This window comes from Citrobacter sp. Awk 2 (assembly GCF_028069815.1).
GTDB lineage: Bacteria > Pseudomonadota > Gammaproteobacteria > Enterobacterales > Enterobacteriaceae > Citrobacter.
This window is the reverse complement of the sequence record NZ_JANEWL010000113.1, coordinates 1-13,918: the sequence shown is the minus strand read 5'-3', so window position 1 is coordinate 13,918 and position 13,918 is coordinate 1. Positions and strand designations below refer to the sequence as shown.

At 54.2% G+C, this 13,918-nt stretch carries 16 protein-coding genes; 1 reads left to right on the top strand and 15 read right to left on the bottom strand.

What is annotated here, in order from left to right; all coding sequences use genetic code 11:
- Window positions 1-416: 416 nt before the first annotated feature.
- Window positions 417-1,064, top strand: a complete 648-nt coding sequence (gene narP / locus NNO02_RS20405; RefSeq protein ID WP_202038243.1) for a nitrate/nitrite response regulator protein NarP — start codon at window positions 417-419, stop codon at window positions 1,062-1,064.
- Between the two features lie 95 nt (window positions 1,065-1,159).
- Here the strand turns inward: narP and NNO02_RS20400 are convergent, their stop codons facing one another.
- The 15 genes from NNO02_RS20400 to napF form a co-directional block, all read right to left on the bottom strand.
- Window positions 1,160-2,209 carry a cytochrome c-type biogenesis protein CcmH gene (locus NNO02_RS20400; protein ID WP_271455590.1) on the bottom strand — a complete coding sequence of 350 codons (1,050 nt, stop codon included), beginning with the start codon at window positions 2,207-2,209 and terminating at the stop codon, window positions 1,160-1,162.
- On the bottom strand, window positions 2,206-2,763 hold the full coding sequence (dsbE, locus tag NNO02_RS20395) for a thiol:disulfide interchange protein DsbE (RefSeq protein ID WP_271455589.1): 558 nt from the start codon (window positions 2,761-2,763) through the stop codon (window positions 2,206-2,208). Before dsbE ends, NNO02_RS20400 begins: the two co-directional genes overlap by 4 nt.
- The gene (locus NNO02_RS20390) at window positions 2,760-4,715 is read right to left on the bottom strand and encodes a heme lyase CcmF/NrfE family subunit (RefSeq protein WP_271455588.1); all 1,956 of its coding nucleotides are present in this window, start codon (window positions 4,713-4,715) and stop codon (window positions 2,760-2,762) included. Before NNO02_RS20390 ends, dsbE begins: the two co-directional genes overlap by 4 nt.
- Window positions 4,712-5,191: a cytochrome c maturation protein CcmE gene (gene ccmE, locus NNO02_RS20385; protein ID WP_005129319.1), complete on the bottom strand. Its 480-nt coding sequence runs from the start codon at window positions 5,189-5,191 to the stop codon at window positions 4,712-4,714. The genes NNO02_RS20390 and ccmE overlap by 4 nt, the downstream gene beginning before the upstream one ends.
- Window positions 5,188-5,400: a heme exporter protein CcmD gene (gene ccmD, locus NNO02_RS20380; protein WP_020996676.1), complete on the bottom strand. Its 213-nt coding sequence runs from the start codon at window positions 5,398-5,400 to the stop codon at window positions 5,188-5,190. Before ccmD ends, ccmE begins: the two co-directional genes overlap by 4 nt.
- Window positions 5,397-6,134, bottom strand: coding sequence for a heme ABC transporter permease (locus NNO02_RS20375; RefSeq protein WP_271440097.1), 738 nt, complete (start codon window positions 6,132-6,134; stop codon window positions 5,397-5,399). Before NNO02_RS20375 ends, ccmD begins: the two co-directional genes overlap by 4 nt.
- A gap of 88 nt (window positions 6,135-6,222) precedes the next feature.
- Window positions 6,223-6,882, bottom strand: a complete 660-nt coding sequence (gene ccmB / locus NNO02_RS20370) for a heme exporter protein CcmB (RefSeq protein WP_005129323.1) — start codon at window positions 6,880-6,882, stop codon at window positions 6,223-6,225.
- The gene (gene ccmA, locus NNO02_RS20365) at window positions 6,879-7,496 is read right to left on the bottom strand and encodes a cytochrome c biogenesis heme-transporting ATPase CcmA (protein WP_086523394.1); all 618 of its coding nucleotides are present in this window, start codon (window positions 7,494-7,496) and stop codon (window positions 6,879-6,881) included. The genes ccmB and ccmA overlap by 4 nt, the downstream gene beginning before the upstream one ends.
- A 13-nt stretch (window positions 7,497-7,509) precedes the next feature.
- On the bottom strand, window positions 7,510-8,112 hold the full coding sequence (napC, locus tag NNO02_RS20360; protein WP_005129332.1) for a cytochrome c-type protein NapC: 603 nt from the start codon (window positions 8,110-8,112) through the stop codon (window positions 7,510-7,512).
- Between the two features lie 156 nt (window positions 8,113-8,268).
- Window positions 8,269-8,718, bottom strand: a complete 450-nt coding sequence (napB, locus tag NNO02_RS20355; protein WP_271455587.1) for a nitrate reductase cytochrome c-type subunit — start codon at window positions 8,716-8,718, stop codon at window positions 8,269-8,271.
- A gap of 132 nt (window positions 8,719-8,850) precedes the next feature.
- Window positions 8,851-9,702, bottom strand: a complete 852-nt coding sequence (gene napH, locus NNO02_RS20350; protein ID WP_271455586.1) for a quinol dehydrogenase ferredoxin subunit NapH — start codon at window positions 9,700-9,702, stop codon at window positions 8,851-8,853.
- On the bottom strand, window positions 9,689-10,384 hold the full coding sequence (gene napG / locus NNO02_RS20345) for a ferredoxin-type protein NapG (RefSeq protein ID WP_137384108.1): 696 nt from the start codon (window positions 10,382-10,384) through the stop codon (window positions 9,689-9,691). The genes napH and napG overlap by 14 nt, the downstream gene beginning before the upstream one ends.
- A 6-nt stretch (window positions 10,385-10,390) precedes the next feature.
- Window positions 10,391-12,877 carry a nitrate reductase catalytic subunit NapA gene (gene napA / locus NNO02_RS20340; protein ID WP_271449597.1) on the bottom strand — a complete coding sequence of 829 codons (2,487 nt, stop codon included), beginning with the start codon at window positions 12,875-12,877 and terminating at the stop codon, window positions 10,391-10,393.
- Window positions 12,874-13,137 carry a chaperone NapD gene (gene napD, locus NNO02_RS20335; RefSeq protein WP_048211123.1) on the bottom strand — a complete coding sequence of 88 codons (264 nt, stop codon included), beginning with the start codon at window positions 13,135-13,137 and terminating at the stop codon, window positions 12,874-12,876. The genes napA and napD overlap by 4 nt, the downstream gene beginning before the upstream one ends.
- Window positions 13,127-13,618, bottom strand: coding sequence for a ferredoxin-type protein NapF (gene napF, locus NNO02_RS20330; RefSeq protein ID WP_202038234.1), 492 nt, complete (start codon window positions 13,616-13,618; stop codon window positions 13,127-13,129). The genes napD and napF overlap by 11 nt, the downstream gene beginning before the upstream one ends.
- Window positions 13,619-13,918 lie beyond the last annotated feature (300 nt).

Sequence of the window (13,918 nt, the reverse complement as noted above, 5' to 3'; positions counted from 1 at the left end):
AAATTACGCTTACTCTATTGGCCCAATCCCATCGCTAGTCGCCCATTTGCATAAAGAGCGCTGGGATGAGTATGTCGCGCACGTCGTGCCGCCTGGGTGACGTCTGCGGAGTTCTCTTCCAGCTGCTTGCACCTTCAATATCAACATTGCTTATTATTGCCACTTGTTAATGTTGATATTTAATTAATGTTGTCAAACAGCAAATCGAGAATTCTTTCGTCTCGCAAACCGCCACCACCTTGATTCAAATCATAAAGAGTTTTCTTTGTAAAAATTCCAATGAGAGCTTTTTGAGTCAGGATATACTATTTGCACCTGTAAAAAGTAAGGTCACGTTGCCTTATCATCTACGTGATAAATCAGGATTATCCCATGCCCCGGAATATAACGAAATTAAGAGTACTCAGGAGAAGAAGATGCCTGAATTAACACCTTTTAAGGTGATGATCGTTGATGACCACCCACTCATGCGGCGAGGAATTAGTCAATTATTACAACTGGATACCGCATTCGATGTTGTCGCTGAAGCCGGCGATGGCGCAAGTGCTATCGATCTGGCGAACCGTCTGGATCTTGATGTGATCCTGCTCGATCTCAATATGAAAGGCATGAGCGGACTGGACACCCTGAATGCGCTACGTCGGGACGGCGTTACTGCGCAAATTATTATTCTGACCGTTTCGGATGCCGCCAGCGATGTGTACGCCCTGATTGATGCCGGCGCGGATGGCTATTTGCTTAAAGACAGCGATCCTGAAGTTCTGCTGGAAGCCATTCGCGCTGGTGCAAAAGGAGGTAAAGCCTTTAGCCAACGCGTCAGCGATTATCTGCGGGAACGGGAACTGTTTGGCGCTGAGGAAGATCCGTTCAGCGTACTCACCGAACGCGAGCTGGATGTGTTACATGAGCTGGCTCAGGGATTATCGAATAAACAGATAGCATCTGTACTGAATATTTCCGAGCAAACGGTGAAAGTGCATATCCGCAACCTGCTGCGTAAACTTAACGTCCGCTCTCGCGTTGCCGCCACCATCCTGTTTTTGCAAACACGCGGAATGCAGTAATCAATAAGATGCCGGATGCGACGCCACAGCGTCTTATCCGGCCTACAAGGCCCGCACAGGCCCGAAAGCTGCGCGCCATCGGGCAATCTGAACGCTTATTTCTCCTGTGGTGCCAGCTGTTCCATCGCCTGTTTGATGCTGCGCTCAATTACCGTCCGACGGGTATCATTGGCGGGCAATAATTTCAGCATCATCTCCCACGCAGCAACCGCCTCACCGAAGCGCTGCTGTTCGAAAGCGTTAAACGCGTACATGCTCAATACTCGCACGTTGGCATGTTCGCCGCGTATTAGTTGACGTAACAGCTCCCCACCGCGACGGTTATCATCTGGATCGGAAGAACGGGTCAACGCTTCCGCATAACCCAGCGCAGCATCGCTGTTTTTAGGATCCAGTCGGTAGGCATTAGCATACGCTTCAGTTGCCGTACTGGCATTACCGAGAACCATGCCTACGCGCCCAAGCATAATCCAGCCTTCAACGTTTCCTGCATCGGTTTGCAGCCGGGTACGTAATCCCAGCGCCAGACGCGCCATATCCTCTTCATTCAGCGGCTCAGCCTTTGGATCTAACGCCCGCTCCAGCAACGCCGGAGCCTGTGCAGTCGCCTGCTGCCAGACCTTAACCTGCTTATAGCTACCGGTTTGGTAATAGCTCACCGCGCCCACCACCAGCGCCACGATAACGCCGGGTATAAAGAGTCCTAATCCACCGCGTTTACCGTCGGGGGTAATCTCATCAGGAAATTCTTCCTGCTTCACTCGTACACGACGGCGTGAGCGGGCAAAAATAATCCAGCCCCCTAAGCCAATTGCCACAATGGGCATCACCCACAGCAGCACAGTCAGCGGCGTCAACGGCGGATCGTAAGTCACGAAATTGCCGTATCGTGCCACCATGTAATCGACAATTTCTTTCTGGCTTTTCCCTTCCTGCATCAGTTCGTAAACCTTCTGACGCAGATCGGTGGCAATCATTGAGTTAGAGTCAGCAATGCTGTTGTTCTGACACTTTGGGCAGCGCAACTGTTCAGTAAGCTGACGGAACTGCTGTTCCTGCGCCTCATCTTTGAACTGCATCACGTCAATAGTGGCCAGCGCCGATCCCGAGATAACCAGCATCAGCAGGCCCAGAAAGAACCTCATTGCGCAGCCTCCTTACTGTATTTTTCCCACAATGGTTTGAGCTCGCTCTCCCATACCCTGGCGTTTAAATCACCGGCATGGCGATAACGAATAATGCCTTTACCGTCGATAAGGAATGTTTCCGGCGCACCATACACGCCAAGATCCAGCCCGAGCATACCGTCACCGTCAAACAGACTTAAGGCATACGGATTGCCCAGTTCTTTCAGCCAGACGATGGCTTTTTGACGATCGTCTTTATAGTTCAACCCAACGACCCGCACGCCTTGTGCCGACAGCTGGTTCAGATACTGGTGCTCAGCACGACAGGTCGGACACCAGGTCGCCCACACGTTCAGCAGCACTGGTTTCCCCTGCGTCAACACATCAGCCTGGTAATGCTGGCCCGGATTTTCCAGCGACTCCAGACGGAACGTCGGCACCGGCTTACCGATTAACGCCGATTCCAGATTCGTCGGGTCGTCTCCCTGTGCGTTACGTGCCAGTTGCCACAGCAGCGCCGCGGCAATAATGAGAAAAATAATAAATGGGATTAACAATGCATTGCGCTTCATACAGCCTCCGGCGCGTTTTTTTGCGCAGCAGCACGAGGACGCGTGCGCTGGCGATAGCGTGGATCAAACAGGCAGAACAACCCACCCAGCGCCATCAGCAACCCTCCGGCCCAAATCCAGCGAATAAACGGTTTATAGTACAGACGCACTGCCCACGCGCCGTTGTCCAGCTCTTCGCCTAATGCCGCATACAGGTCACGCGTCAGTCCGCCATCGATCGCCGCTTCGGTCATCATTGAACTGGTGCTGTTGTAAAAGCGTTTTTCCGCATGCAGCGTCGCTTCCGGCTTGCCGTCCCGGGTCACACCAATCACGGCCACGCCCCCCCGGTAGTTAGGTCCGGTAATATCTTTTACTTCGCGGAAAGTGAACTGATAATCATGGATACTGACGCTATCGCCCGCCTTCATACGCACATCGCGTTCGACGCTGTAGTTCTGACTAAAGGCAATACCGACGATGGTGACAGCCAGCCCCACGTGACCTGAAACCATGCCCCAGTAGCTCGGCGTCAGCTTTGTGCCGCGCGAAATACGCAGGAACGCTTCAGACATCGCCAGCACAAATATCCAGCATGCCATTGCCATACCCACGACCGTCATGGCAGCGATACGGTCTTCAAACAGCCACGGCAGCAGCACGGACAGTACCAGCGTGGTAACAAACGCGACAATCAGTAGCGTTTTCAGCTTCCGCGGTCGGTCACGTCCCCAGCGTACCAGTGGCCCAATCCCCAGCAATAGCGCAAACGGTGCCATCAGCCAGGTAAACATGGTATTGAAGAATGGCTCGCCAATTGAAATACTGCCCAGCCCCAGCTGTTTGTGCACCAACGGCAACAGCGTGCCCAGGAGCACCACCAGCATGGCAGCAATCAGCAGCACGTTATTACCCAGCAACAGCGATTCACGCGACCACAGCGCGTTATTCACCCGCGAACGAACCTTGTGTCCACGTACCGCAAACAGCAGCAGGGAACCGCCGATAACCAGCACCATAAAGGCAAGAATGAACATCCCGCGCGACGGGTCAGAGGCGAAAGCGTGCACCGACACCAGTACACCCGAACGCACCAGGAACGTCCCGAGCAAGCAAAGCGAGAAGGCGCATATTGACAGCAGCAACGTCCAGGCTTTAAAGCTGGCGCGTTGTTCGGTCACTGACAGCGAGTGCATCAGCGCAGTCCCCACCAGCCACGGCATAAACGAAGCGTTCTCTACCGGGTCCCAGAACCACCAACCGCCCCAGCCCAGTTCGTAGTATGCCCACGCAGAGCCGAGCACAATACCCAGTGTCAAAAACACCCATGCCGCCAGCGTCCACGGACGGGAAAAACGGGCAAAGGTGCTATCCAGACGCCCGCTCATCAGTGCGGCAATGGCAAAAGCAAAAGCCACAGAGAAACCGACATAGCCCATATACAGCAATGGCGGATGGAAGATCAACCCCGGATCCTGCAACAGCGGATTAAGGTCACGCCCTTCTATCGGGAAGTCCGGCAGCGTGCGGGAAAACGGGTTGGAGGTAAACAGAATAAACAGCAGGAAGCCGACGCTGACCATGCCCATCACCGCCAGTACGCGGGCGACGATATCCAACGGCATCCGCTGGCTGAAAAGCGCCACTGCGAACGTCCAGCCGCTCATCAGCAGCACCCACAGCAACAGTGAGCCTTCATGTGCACCCCATGTCGCGGCGACGCGGTACCAGACCGGAAGTTGCGTGTTGGAGTTGCTGGCGACATAGGTCACGGTAAAGTCATTGACCACAAATGCGTTTACCAGCACCAGAAACGCACCCATCACACAGATAAACAACACCCAGGCAAAGGGGCGCGCAGAGGCCATCATCCGGACATCGCCACGCGCAACACCCCACAGCGGATAAACCGACAGCAATAGTGCAACGCCGAGTGCCAGACACAGTAGCCCATTGCCAATTTCAGGCATCATGACGTTTTATCCTTATAAACACTTTCCGGGCGACGGTGGTTCTCCTGCATCGCTTTTTCAACTTCCGGCGGGGTGTAATTTTCATCATGTTTGGCAAGAACCTCTTTGGCCTGCACATGATTTCCCTGATCCAGTTCCCCCTGAACAACGACGCCCTGCCCTTCACGGAACAGATCCGGCAGGATACCTTCGTAGGTCACATCCACCACGCCTTCGGCGTCATAGATGCTGAAGTTAACTTTTAGCGACTGCGGATCGCGCTTCACACTACCCGGCATAACCATTCCGCCAACGCGCAGGCGTTGACCGACTTCCGGCATCTGCTGAGTTTCGCGCTTGCCGTAGAGTATTTCTCCCGGCGTATAGAACAAATCGATATTGGAACGCAGCGCGTAGAGCACCAGCGTGATGGTCAATGCCAGGCCCGCCAGCACCGCACAGGCTATCCATAGCCGATTTTTACGTCGAATATTCACGCCGCCTCCCGTTGAACTTGCGCCGCACGCATGCGCGCTTCTCTCGCCCGCTGCTGCGCCACGCCGCGTAAGATTGCGCGATGCTGTAGTGCAGAATGCAGCACCAGCACCACCAGCGGAATTACGCTCATGGCCACGGCCAGCCAGACATATAAGGCGTAACCGCCCATCGCGAAAAAATCACTCCATGATGCAAATGCAGGGGTCATTGGCGGCCTCTTTTTAAGATCAGTTCGCTCACCCACGGGCGGCGTTTTTCCATCAATAAAATCAGATTACGCATGCGCATTAGCGCCAGCGTGACAAACAGGAGCAGATAGCCGACGATCGCCAGACGCAGCGGCGTACGCATCGCCGGATCAATACTCTGCTGCATACGGGTCGAGCCCTGATGCAGCGTATTCCACCACTCGACCGAATAGTGGATAATCGGTAAGTTCACGACACCAATCAGTACCAGAATACCGGCAGCCCGGCCCGCCATGCGGCGATCATCAAAGGCATGCCACAGCGCAATGGCGCCAACATAGAGAAACAACAGCACCAGCTCAGAAGTGAGTCGGGCATCCCAGACCCACCAGGTTCCCCACATTGGTTTTCCCCATGCAGAGCCCGTCACCAGTGCAATAAAGGTAAACACTGCGCCAACTGGCGCCATCGCTGCCAGCGCCAGATTGGCCATTTTCATTTGCCAGACCAGGCCGATAAATGCGGCAACCGCCATCGACGCGTAAATGCCCATCGACCAGATTGCCGCCGGTACGTGCAGATAGATGATGCGATAGCTTTGCCCCTGCTGATAATCCGCTGGCGCGAAGCCAAATCCCCAAACCCATCCTGTTACCAGAACCACTGCACTGGCAATCGCCAGCCATGGGATAAACCAGCCACAGATCTGATAGAGACGTGGGGGCATCGCCAGTTGATGAAGTGTTTTCCACATAGTTCAGTCACCAGACTCAATAAATTAGTAAATTTCCGTTTTACCGGAGGGCGGCTTCGCCTTGTCCGGCCTACAACTCATATCTGCGCTATTGCACGCTGATACGTAACGCCGCCGCCGTCGCAAAGGGACTTAACGTGGCACTTCCTACCAGTAGTGCGCCAAGAATCGCCATATACCCTTCAACGGGTAAGTGCATCGAGGCGGCGTCCATCGCAGCGGTCGCAAAAATCAACAATGGAATGGTGAGCGGAAGTACCAGCACGCTCAACAGCACGCCACCGCGTTTTAACCCCACCGTCAGTCCCACGCCAGGTGCGCCGAGAAAACCCAGCGTCGGCGTTCCAAGCAGCAACGTCAGCGCCATAATTTGCCAACCATACATATCCATTCCCAGCAGCAATGCCACCAGCGGCGAGAGGATCAGCAGCGGCAAACCAGTTACAACCCAGTGCGCCATTACCTTCGCCAGCACCACGGCCGGTAGTGGCAATGGCAGCAGCATCAATTGTTCGAGGCTGCCATCCTGTAGGTCATCCCGAAATAAACGTTCCAGCGCCAGTAATGATGCCAGCAATGCGGCAACCCAGATAATGCCCGGTGCAATACGCGCCAGCAGCTGTGGCTCCGGCCCTATGCTGAGCGGGAACAGGGTTATGACGATCAGGAAAAACCATAACGGATTGGCGATCTCTGCACTATGACGGAACGCAACCCGCAGTTCTAAACGGAAGATTTGCCACATCATTGCGCGGCCCTCTCGCTGGTCAGCGCAATACGTCGCACTTTATCGGTCTCAACACCCAGAGGCTGGTGCGTGGTAAGGATCACAATGCCACCCTGCTCTGTATGCTGTGCCATGCGCTGAGTCAGTCGCTCAACACCGTGCACATCAATTGCCGTAAAAGGTTCATCGAGGATCCACAGTCGCGCGCGGGTAAGCCAGAGGCGAGCCAGTGCCACGCGCCGCTGTTGTCCGGCGGAGAGTTGATTAACAGGAATATCTTCATATCCAGCGAGACCTGCCTGCGCCAGCGCCGCTAAACAATCACCATCATGATGAAAAAAACGCAGATTCTCCAACGCCGAAAGCCGGGTTTTTATCCCCGGCTGATGTCCGATCCACAGTAGTTCCTGATGGTAGCTGTCCCGCACCTGGTGCAGCGATTTCCCTTGCCAGCAAACCTCTCCGGCGTCAGGACGAGCCAGCCCGGTAAGCAACCGCAACAAGGTGGTTTTCCCTGCGCCATTACTCCCGGTAATTTGTACCCATTCCCCTGCATTGACGCGAAATGACAGATCGCTAAACAGTATTCTGTCATCTCGCTCGCAGAGCAGTTCTCTGGCCTCAAGCATCCTGATTATTTACATCCTGTTAAAAGCCCGGTTTGACTTCGCGCATATCAGGCAGTTTGTGTGCTATCCCTTTATGACAGTCAATGCAGGTTTGCCCTTCTTTCACGGCCTGGTCATGCATTTTAGCCGCTACGCCTTTCTGGGCGGTTAAATCCATAAACTCGAAGTTGTGACAGTTCCGACACTCTTGCGAATTATTGTCTTTCATACGCCGCCATTCATTTTGCGCCATCGATAAACGGTGGTCTTCAAATTTTTGCGGTGTATCTATCAACCCCAGTGCTTTCGCGTACAGCTCCTTGCTGGCCTTGATTTTGCGGATCATTTTCGGGCCCCACTCATGAGGGACGTGGCAATCAGGGCAAGTCGCGCGCACACCGCTGCGGTTGTTGTAGTGTACGGTTTCCATATATTCCTGGTATACCGTGTTGCGCATTTCGTGACAGCTAATGCAGAACTCTTCCGTATTGGCCTTTTCCATACCGGTATTAAAGCCGCCCCAGAAAATAATGCCGCCCACAAAGCCGATTAACAACAGCGTGCCGAGCGCCAGACGGCTGGGGCGACGCCACCATTGCCAGACGCGCTTAATCCAGCCTGGTTTACGGTTAGAATTTTCCATAATGACCTCCCGAGCCTATTCCAGTAGGCGTAAATTGTTGCAGCCAGTTTGGACACGGACAGCGCGGAACAACCGGAGCGTACTTACAGTACGTGAGGACTGTGAGCACTGCCCTGGTCCGAAATGGCAAATAAAATAGCCTAATGGGACAGGCTCTCATTTCCCGTAACCTTTCGAGGGGGTAAAGGTATTTTCAACAATCGGTGCCGCATCAGCCTGCGGGACATGACACTGCAGGCAGAAGTAACGACGCGGAGCGACTTCAGCCAGTACCTTGCCGTTGCTGTCCATAAAGTGCGTCGGGCTGATACGCGGTGCACCGGTGGTGCGGTAGCTTTCCACACCGTGACACTGCAGGCAGCGGTTAGTATTGGTCGTCACCTGATACCCTTCAACGCTGTGCGGAACCATTGGCGGCTGATTAACATAGTTCAGCGGCATACGCTCCTGCTCTTTCGGCATGCGAATCGCCCCTTCCTGTGTTCCTGAGACTTCCGGTGACTGGCTCAGATCCACTCCGTTTGCAGCCCAAACGGCCCCACTGACGACCAGGGCAAGCAGGGCCGTCCATTGACTCAGCTTTTTAATCAGGTCATGGCTTTTCATTGTTTAGCTCCCGAACTCCATCGCATTTACACTTCATCCTTTAAGCTGCCTCTTTGTTGGCTGCGCTCCGAAACCCCAGTCACATAGTTACTATGCTCCCGGGGATTTCCTCACTTGCCGCCGCGATGCATCTCAAATGATTTTGTGTATCGTTATTGTAAAAACATCCTCAGAACAGACATCCACACAGCGACCGCAGGCCATGCAATCGCGACTGGTCACCTGCACCGGGCTTTGCTCATCCAGCACCGGCGCACGTAGCACATGCGGTTCCGGGCAAACATGAAAACAATCCATACAGCGGTTACATCTGTTACGTTCTTTTGCCGATACGGTTAATGCACCTTTACTACCCAATACGCCATACAGCGCACCCAGGGGGCAGAGATGCCCGCACCAGCCATGCTCAACAACCAGTAAATCAAATAAAAACAGCGCGAGAATAAGCAGCGCCCCGCTGCCAAAGCCCATTACCAGGCTACGTCCCAGCAAAGAGACCGGATTTATCCATTCCCATAGCAGCGTCCCTGTCAGGGCAGAACCGACCAGGATAACCACCAGCAGGACGTACCGTATATGGCGCGGCAAAGTCGCAGACTGATTCAGGTCAAATCTTCTGCGCAGCCAGCTCGCCAAATCAGTAACCGGATTCATCGGGCAGACCCAACTACAAAACAATCGCTTACCGGCAAGGGCATACAGAACCGTAATAATGGCGGCCCCTGTTAACGCAACTGTTGCGGGCAGGTGCCCGCTGGCCAGGCTTTGCAGGGTGATCAGCGGATCGGTTAACGGAATGGTATCCAGCAACAGGCTGCTGCTGTAATTACCATGCAGCACCCACACGCCCAGCCACGGACCGCTGAGAAACATTGCCAGAACCAGAAACTGGCTCAGACGACGCAACACCAGCCAGCGATGGCTCCGCCACCAACCTTTTTTCGTTTGTGCTTCACGCCCCGCATCACGTTTACGATTTGCCATTGTTCCCCTCCAGCCAACCGAAGCGGTAATGGTGTCCCAACTCCCCTTTCGCCAACGACAGTGGCAACACTTTTATTGCCGGCTGTTCCAGTACGCATACTTTTTCGCATTTACCGCAGCCAGTACAGGCATCGCTATGCACGGTTGGAATAAACCGCGCATGCTTACCGGTACGCATGTTGCGATCCAACTCCAGGGTGATGGCCTCATCGATTTTCGGGCACTCGCGATAGCAAACGTCGCAACGCAATCCCTGATAGTTGAGGCAGTTCTCGTGATCCAACAACACCGCCAGCCCCATGCGTGAATCGTCAATAGACTCAATCTCCCTGTCCAACGCGCCGCTGGGGCAAACTTTGGCGCACGGAATGTCTTCACACATCTCGCAGGGGATGTCGCGAGCGACAAAATAAGGTGTTCCGGCCGCCAGCCCGGAGGCCAGCGTTGCCAGTTTCAGCGTGTCGTACGGGCAAGCCTGGACGCACTGACCACAGCGCACGCAGGCGCTGGCAAATGCGTCCTCACTCAGAGCCCCAGGCGGGCGCAACCGCACGCCTGTTGCGCGTGCAGTTTGCTGTTGCAACCCCAGCGCCACGCCAACGACAGCCAGCCCGCCAGCTGCACGAACCATATCGCGCAGGAAGCGGCGGCGGCCATTTTGGGGTTTTGCTGACCGGGACATAACGCGTTACACCTTCGCCAGTTTCACAGCGCACTTCTTGAAATCCGTCTCTTTAGAGAGCGGATCCGTCGCATCCAGCGTCAGATTGTTCACCAACTGTGCGGCGTCGAAGAACGGCATGTACACCAGCCCCTGCGGCGGACGGTTGCGGCCGCGTGTTTCAACAATCGAAATCACTTCACCACGACGGGAAACCACTTTGACCTTGTCGCCTCGGCGCAGATCGCGCGCTTTCGCGTCCAGCGGATGGATAAACAGTACCGCCTCCGGGAAAGCACGGTGCAGTTCAGGCACACGACGCGTCATACTGCCGGTATGCCAGTGTTCCAGCACACGTCCGGTAGACAGCCACAGGTCATATTCTTTATCCGGCGCTTCAGCCGCCGGTTCAAATGGCAGCGCGAAGATGACGGCTTTCCCATCCGGTTTGCCATAGAACTTGTAGCTTTCTCCAGCCTTCACGTACGGATCGTTGCCTTCGCTATAGCGCCACTGGGTCTCCTTACCGTCAACCACCGGCCAGCGTAACCCGCGCGCCTTGTGGTAATCATCGAACGGTGCGAGATCGTGTCCGTGTCCGCGACCAAACCAGGCATACTCTTCGAACAGCCCTTTTTGCAGGTAGAAACCGAGTTCGCGAGATTCATCGTTGAGTTGATCTTCAGCCAGTTCGCTGACCGGGAATTTCGTGACGGCTGGCGTGGCGAACAGCACGTCATACAACGTCTTACCGCGCAGCTCGGGTTTCTTAGCCAGCAGTTCCTCCGGCCAGACTTCTTCCGTTTTGAATCGGCGGGCGAACTGCACCATTTGCCACAGGTCAGATTTCGCTTCACCCGGTGCTTTAATCTGCTGGCGCCAGAACTGAGTACGGCGCTCGGCGTTACCGTAAGCCCCTTCTTTCTCTACCCACATCGCTGTTGGCAGGATCAGGTCGGCCGCCAGAGCACTGACCGTCGGGTACGGATCGGAAACGATGATAAAGTTGCGCGGATCGCGCCAGCCAGGCATACGCTCTTCGTTGATGTTCGGCCCAGCCTGCATGTTGTTGTTACACATCACCCAGTAGACATTGAGCTTGCCATCTTTCAGTGCACGATCCTGCGCCACAGCATGCAGGCCGATTTTCGCCGGAATGGTCCCCGCCGGAATGTTCCAGTGTTTTTCACAGATATCGCGGTGTTTCTCGTTCGTCACCACCATGTCCGCAGGCAGACGGTGAGAGAAGGTCCCGACTTCACGCGCGGTACCACAAGCGGAAGGCTGACCCGTCAGCGAGAATGGGCCGCAGCCTGGCTGAGAAATTTTACCGGTCAGCAGGTGCAGGTTATAGACCAGATTGTTAGCCCATACGCCACGGGTATGCTGGTTAAAGCCCATCGTCCAGTAGGAGATAACTTTCTTCTTCGGATCGGCATACAGCTGTGCCAGCTGTTCCAACTGATCTTTTGGCACGCCGGTCATTTCTGCGGTTTTATCCAGCGTATATTCCGCAACAAACGCTTTGTACTCTTCAAAGCTGATCGGTTCAGAGGCGTCAGAACCTGGGTTTTTCGCCGCTTTTTCCAGCGGATGGGTAGGACGTAAACCGTAGCCGATATCCGTCGCCCCTTTACGCAGGTTAACGTGCTTGCTAAAGAAGTCCTGGTTTATCGCATTGTTTTGAATGATATAGTTTGCGATGTAGTTGAGGATCACCAGGTCGCTTTGCGGCGTAAAGACGATGCCGTTATCCGCCAGCTCAAAGCTACGATGCTGGAAGGTAGAGAGAACGGCGACGTTAACGTTAGGATCGGACAGACGACGGTTGGTAATGCGTGACCACAGGATCGGGTGCATTTCCGCCATGTTTGCGCCCCACAGGACGAAAGCATCTGCATGTTCGATATCGTCATAGCAGCCCATCGGCTCATCCATACCAAAGGTACGCATAAAGCCCACAACGGCTGACGCCATGCAGTGACGCGCGTTCGGATCGATGTTATTCGAACGGAAACCGGCTTTGAACAGTTTTGCGGCAGCGTAGCCTTCCCAGATGGTCCACTGACCGGAGCCAAACATACCAATTGCGTCTGGCCCTTTCTCTTTCAGAGACGCTTTAAACTTCTCTTCCATCACATCAAAGGCCTGGTCCCAGCTAATCGGGGTGAATTCGCCTTCTTTGTGATATTTGCCGTCTTTCATGCGCAGCATCGGCTGCGTTAAACGGTCTTTTCCGTACATGATTTTCGGCAGGAAATAACCTTTGATGCAGTTAAGCCCACGGTTAACTGGCGCATCAGGATCGCCCTGACATGCCACAACACGTCCTTGCTGGGTTCCTACCAATACGCCACAACCCGTACCACAGAATCGGCACGGGGCTTTGTCCCATTTGATCGCTTCTTGCTGACCGACTACCGCGCGGGCAACGCCCGGCACGCTTAACCCGGCAGCCGCCGCAGCGGCCGCAACGGCGTTAGCTTTCATAAAGCTACGACGACTGAGTTTCATGGTGTTTCCTCACCTTGCTCATCCTGCTGGTGATAAACCAGCGACACCGCCAGCACGCCCGCAACGTTGCGCACTGACTCAATTGTTTTCATTAGCGTTTCACTATGCTCAGCTTCTACCACCACAATCAGCTGACCGCTTTCCACATCGCTGAGAGCAACTTCGCAACCCGGAAACGAACGTAACTGCGTGGCGATATCGCTGATGTGCTGACTTTTGGCCTGAACGACCAGGCTGCAGACCTGCCAGTTAGTGTCCATGGTTGTACTCCGCATTAATGGCTGATACCGGACAGATAGCGACACACGCGCCGCATCCGTTACATGCCTGATTGTCGAGCTGTGGCTGATAAATACCGGACAGCGTGGGACGAAAGGTAATGGCCATGGGTTCACAGCTATCCTGACAGCGATGGCATTCAACGGACTGATGCGCGAGGCAGTTGTCACCGATCGAAAAATTCAGATCCCATGCCCTGGTGTGGCGCGGAAGAAAAAGTGATTCGGGACAGGCCTCTGCGCAGGCGTAACAAAAGCTGCATTCGCCGTGTTTGAAATTTACGCTTGGATAACCGCCCTGGCCTCGCTGCAGGATGTCGGTTTCACACGCCTGGATGCAGGCGTCACAACGGAGGCAATTGGCCAGAAAGTGAGAGTCTTCCTTGCTCCACGGCGGACGAATCCCCGCGTTGGCTTTACGCCAACTGCCTGTCAACATGCCTCGACGGGATAAATCAACCATGACATTGTCCTTCCATAATGACGCTCTCCCTGAGCGGGTTGAACGACAATAAAAAACGCACTATTTATGAGTAGTTATTTTTAACCGTAAGATATTTCAGGATGTGTTAGAGGTGCATACCCCAATTGGGGTAAATGCTGTTGCCGGATCAAAAGAGTGTTGAGTTGGCGGGAAAAAATGCGCTTTTGCTCACATTTCAATGAGTTATATAGTAAATTATATAACGAAGTCGTACAACAGAGAATAATCTCATAGTTCAGATAATTCCTGGCATTTATCGCTACTCAAATTCCAAACCAT

Excerpts from the sequence above, each read along its gene's own strand:
- napG (WP_137384108.1), bottom strand. The coding sequence starts at position 10,384 with ATGTCCCGGTCAGCAAAACCCCAAAATGGCCGCCGCCGCTTCCTGCGC.
- napH (WP_271455586.1), bottom strand. The coding sequence starts at position 9,702 with ATGGCAAATCGTAAACGTGATGCGGGGCGTGAAGCACAAACGAAAAAA.
- ccmB (WP_005129323.1), bottom strand. The coding sequence starts at position 6,882 with ATGATGTGGCAAATCTTCCGTTTAGAACTGCGGGTTGCGTTCCGTCAT.
- napA (WP_271449597.1), bottom strand. The coding sequence starts at position 12,877 with ATGAAACTCAGTCGTCGTAGCTTTATGAAAGCTAACGCCGTTGCGGCC.
- NNO02_RS20390 (WP_271455588.1), bottom strand. The coding sequence starts at position 4,715 with ATGATGCCTGAAATTGGCAATGGGCTACTGTGTCTGGCACTCGGCGTT.
- ccmD (WP_020996676.1), bottom strand. The coding sequence starts at position 5,400 with ATGACCCCTGCATTTGCATCATGGAGTGATTTTTTCGCGATGGGCGGT.
- dsbE (WP_271455589.1), bottom strand. The coding sequence starts at position 2,763 with ATGAAGCGCAATGCATTGTTAATCCCATTTATTATTTTTCTCATTATT.
- NNO02_RS20375 (WP_271440097.1), bottom strand. The coding sequence starts at position 6,134 with ATGTGGAAAACACTTCATCAACTGGCGATGCCCCCACGTCTCTATCAG.
- NNO02_RS20400 (WP_271455590.1), bottom strand. The coding sequence starts at position 2,209 with ATGAGGTTCTTTCTGGGCCTGCTGATGCTGGTTATCTCGGGATCGGCG.
- napD (WP_048211123.1), bottom strand. The coding sequence starts at position 13,137 with ATGGACACTAACTGGCAGGTCTGCAGCCTGGTCGTTCAGGCCAAAAGT.
- napB (WP_271455587.1), bottom strand. The coding sequence starts at position 8,718 with ATGAAAAGCCATGACCTGATTAAAAAGCTGAGTCAATGGACGGCCCTG.
- narP (WP_202038243.1), top strand. The coding sequence starts at position 417 with ATGCCTGAATTAACACCTTTTAAGGTGATGATCGTTGATGACCACCCA.
- napC (WP_005129332.1), bottom strand. The coding sequence starts at position 8,112 with ATGGAAAATTCTAACCGTAAACCAGGCTGGATTAAGCGCGTCTGGCAA.
- napF (WP_202038234.1), bottom strand. The coding sequence starts at position 13,618 with ATGGTTGATTTATCCCGTCGAGGCATGTTGACAGGCAGTTGGCGTAAA.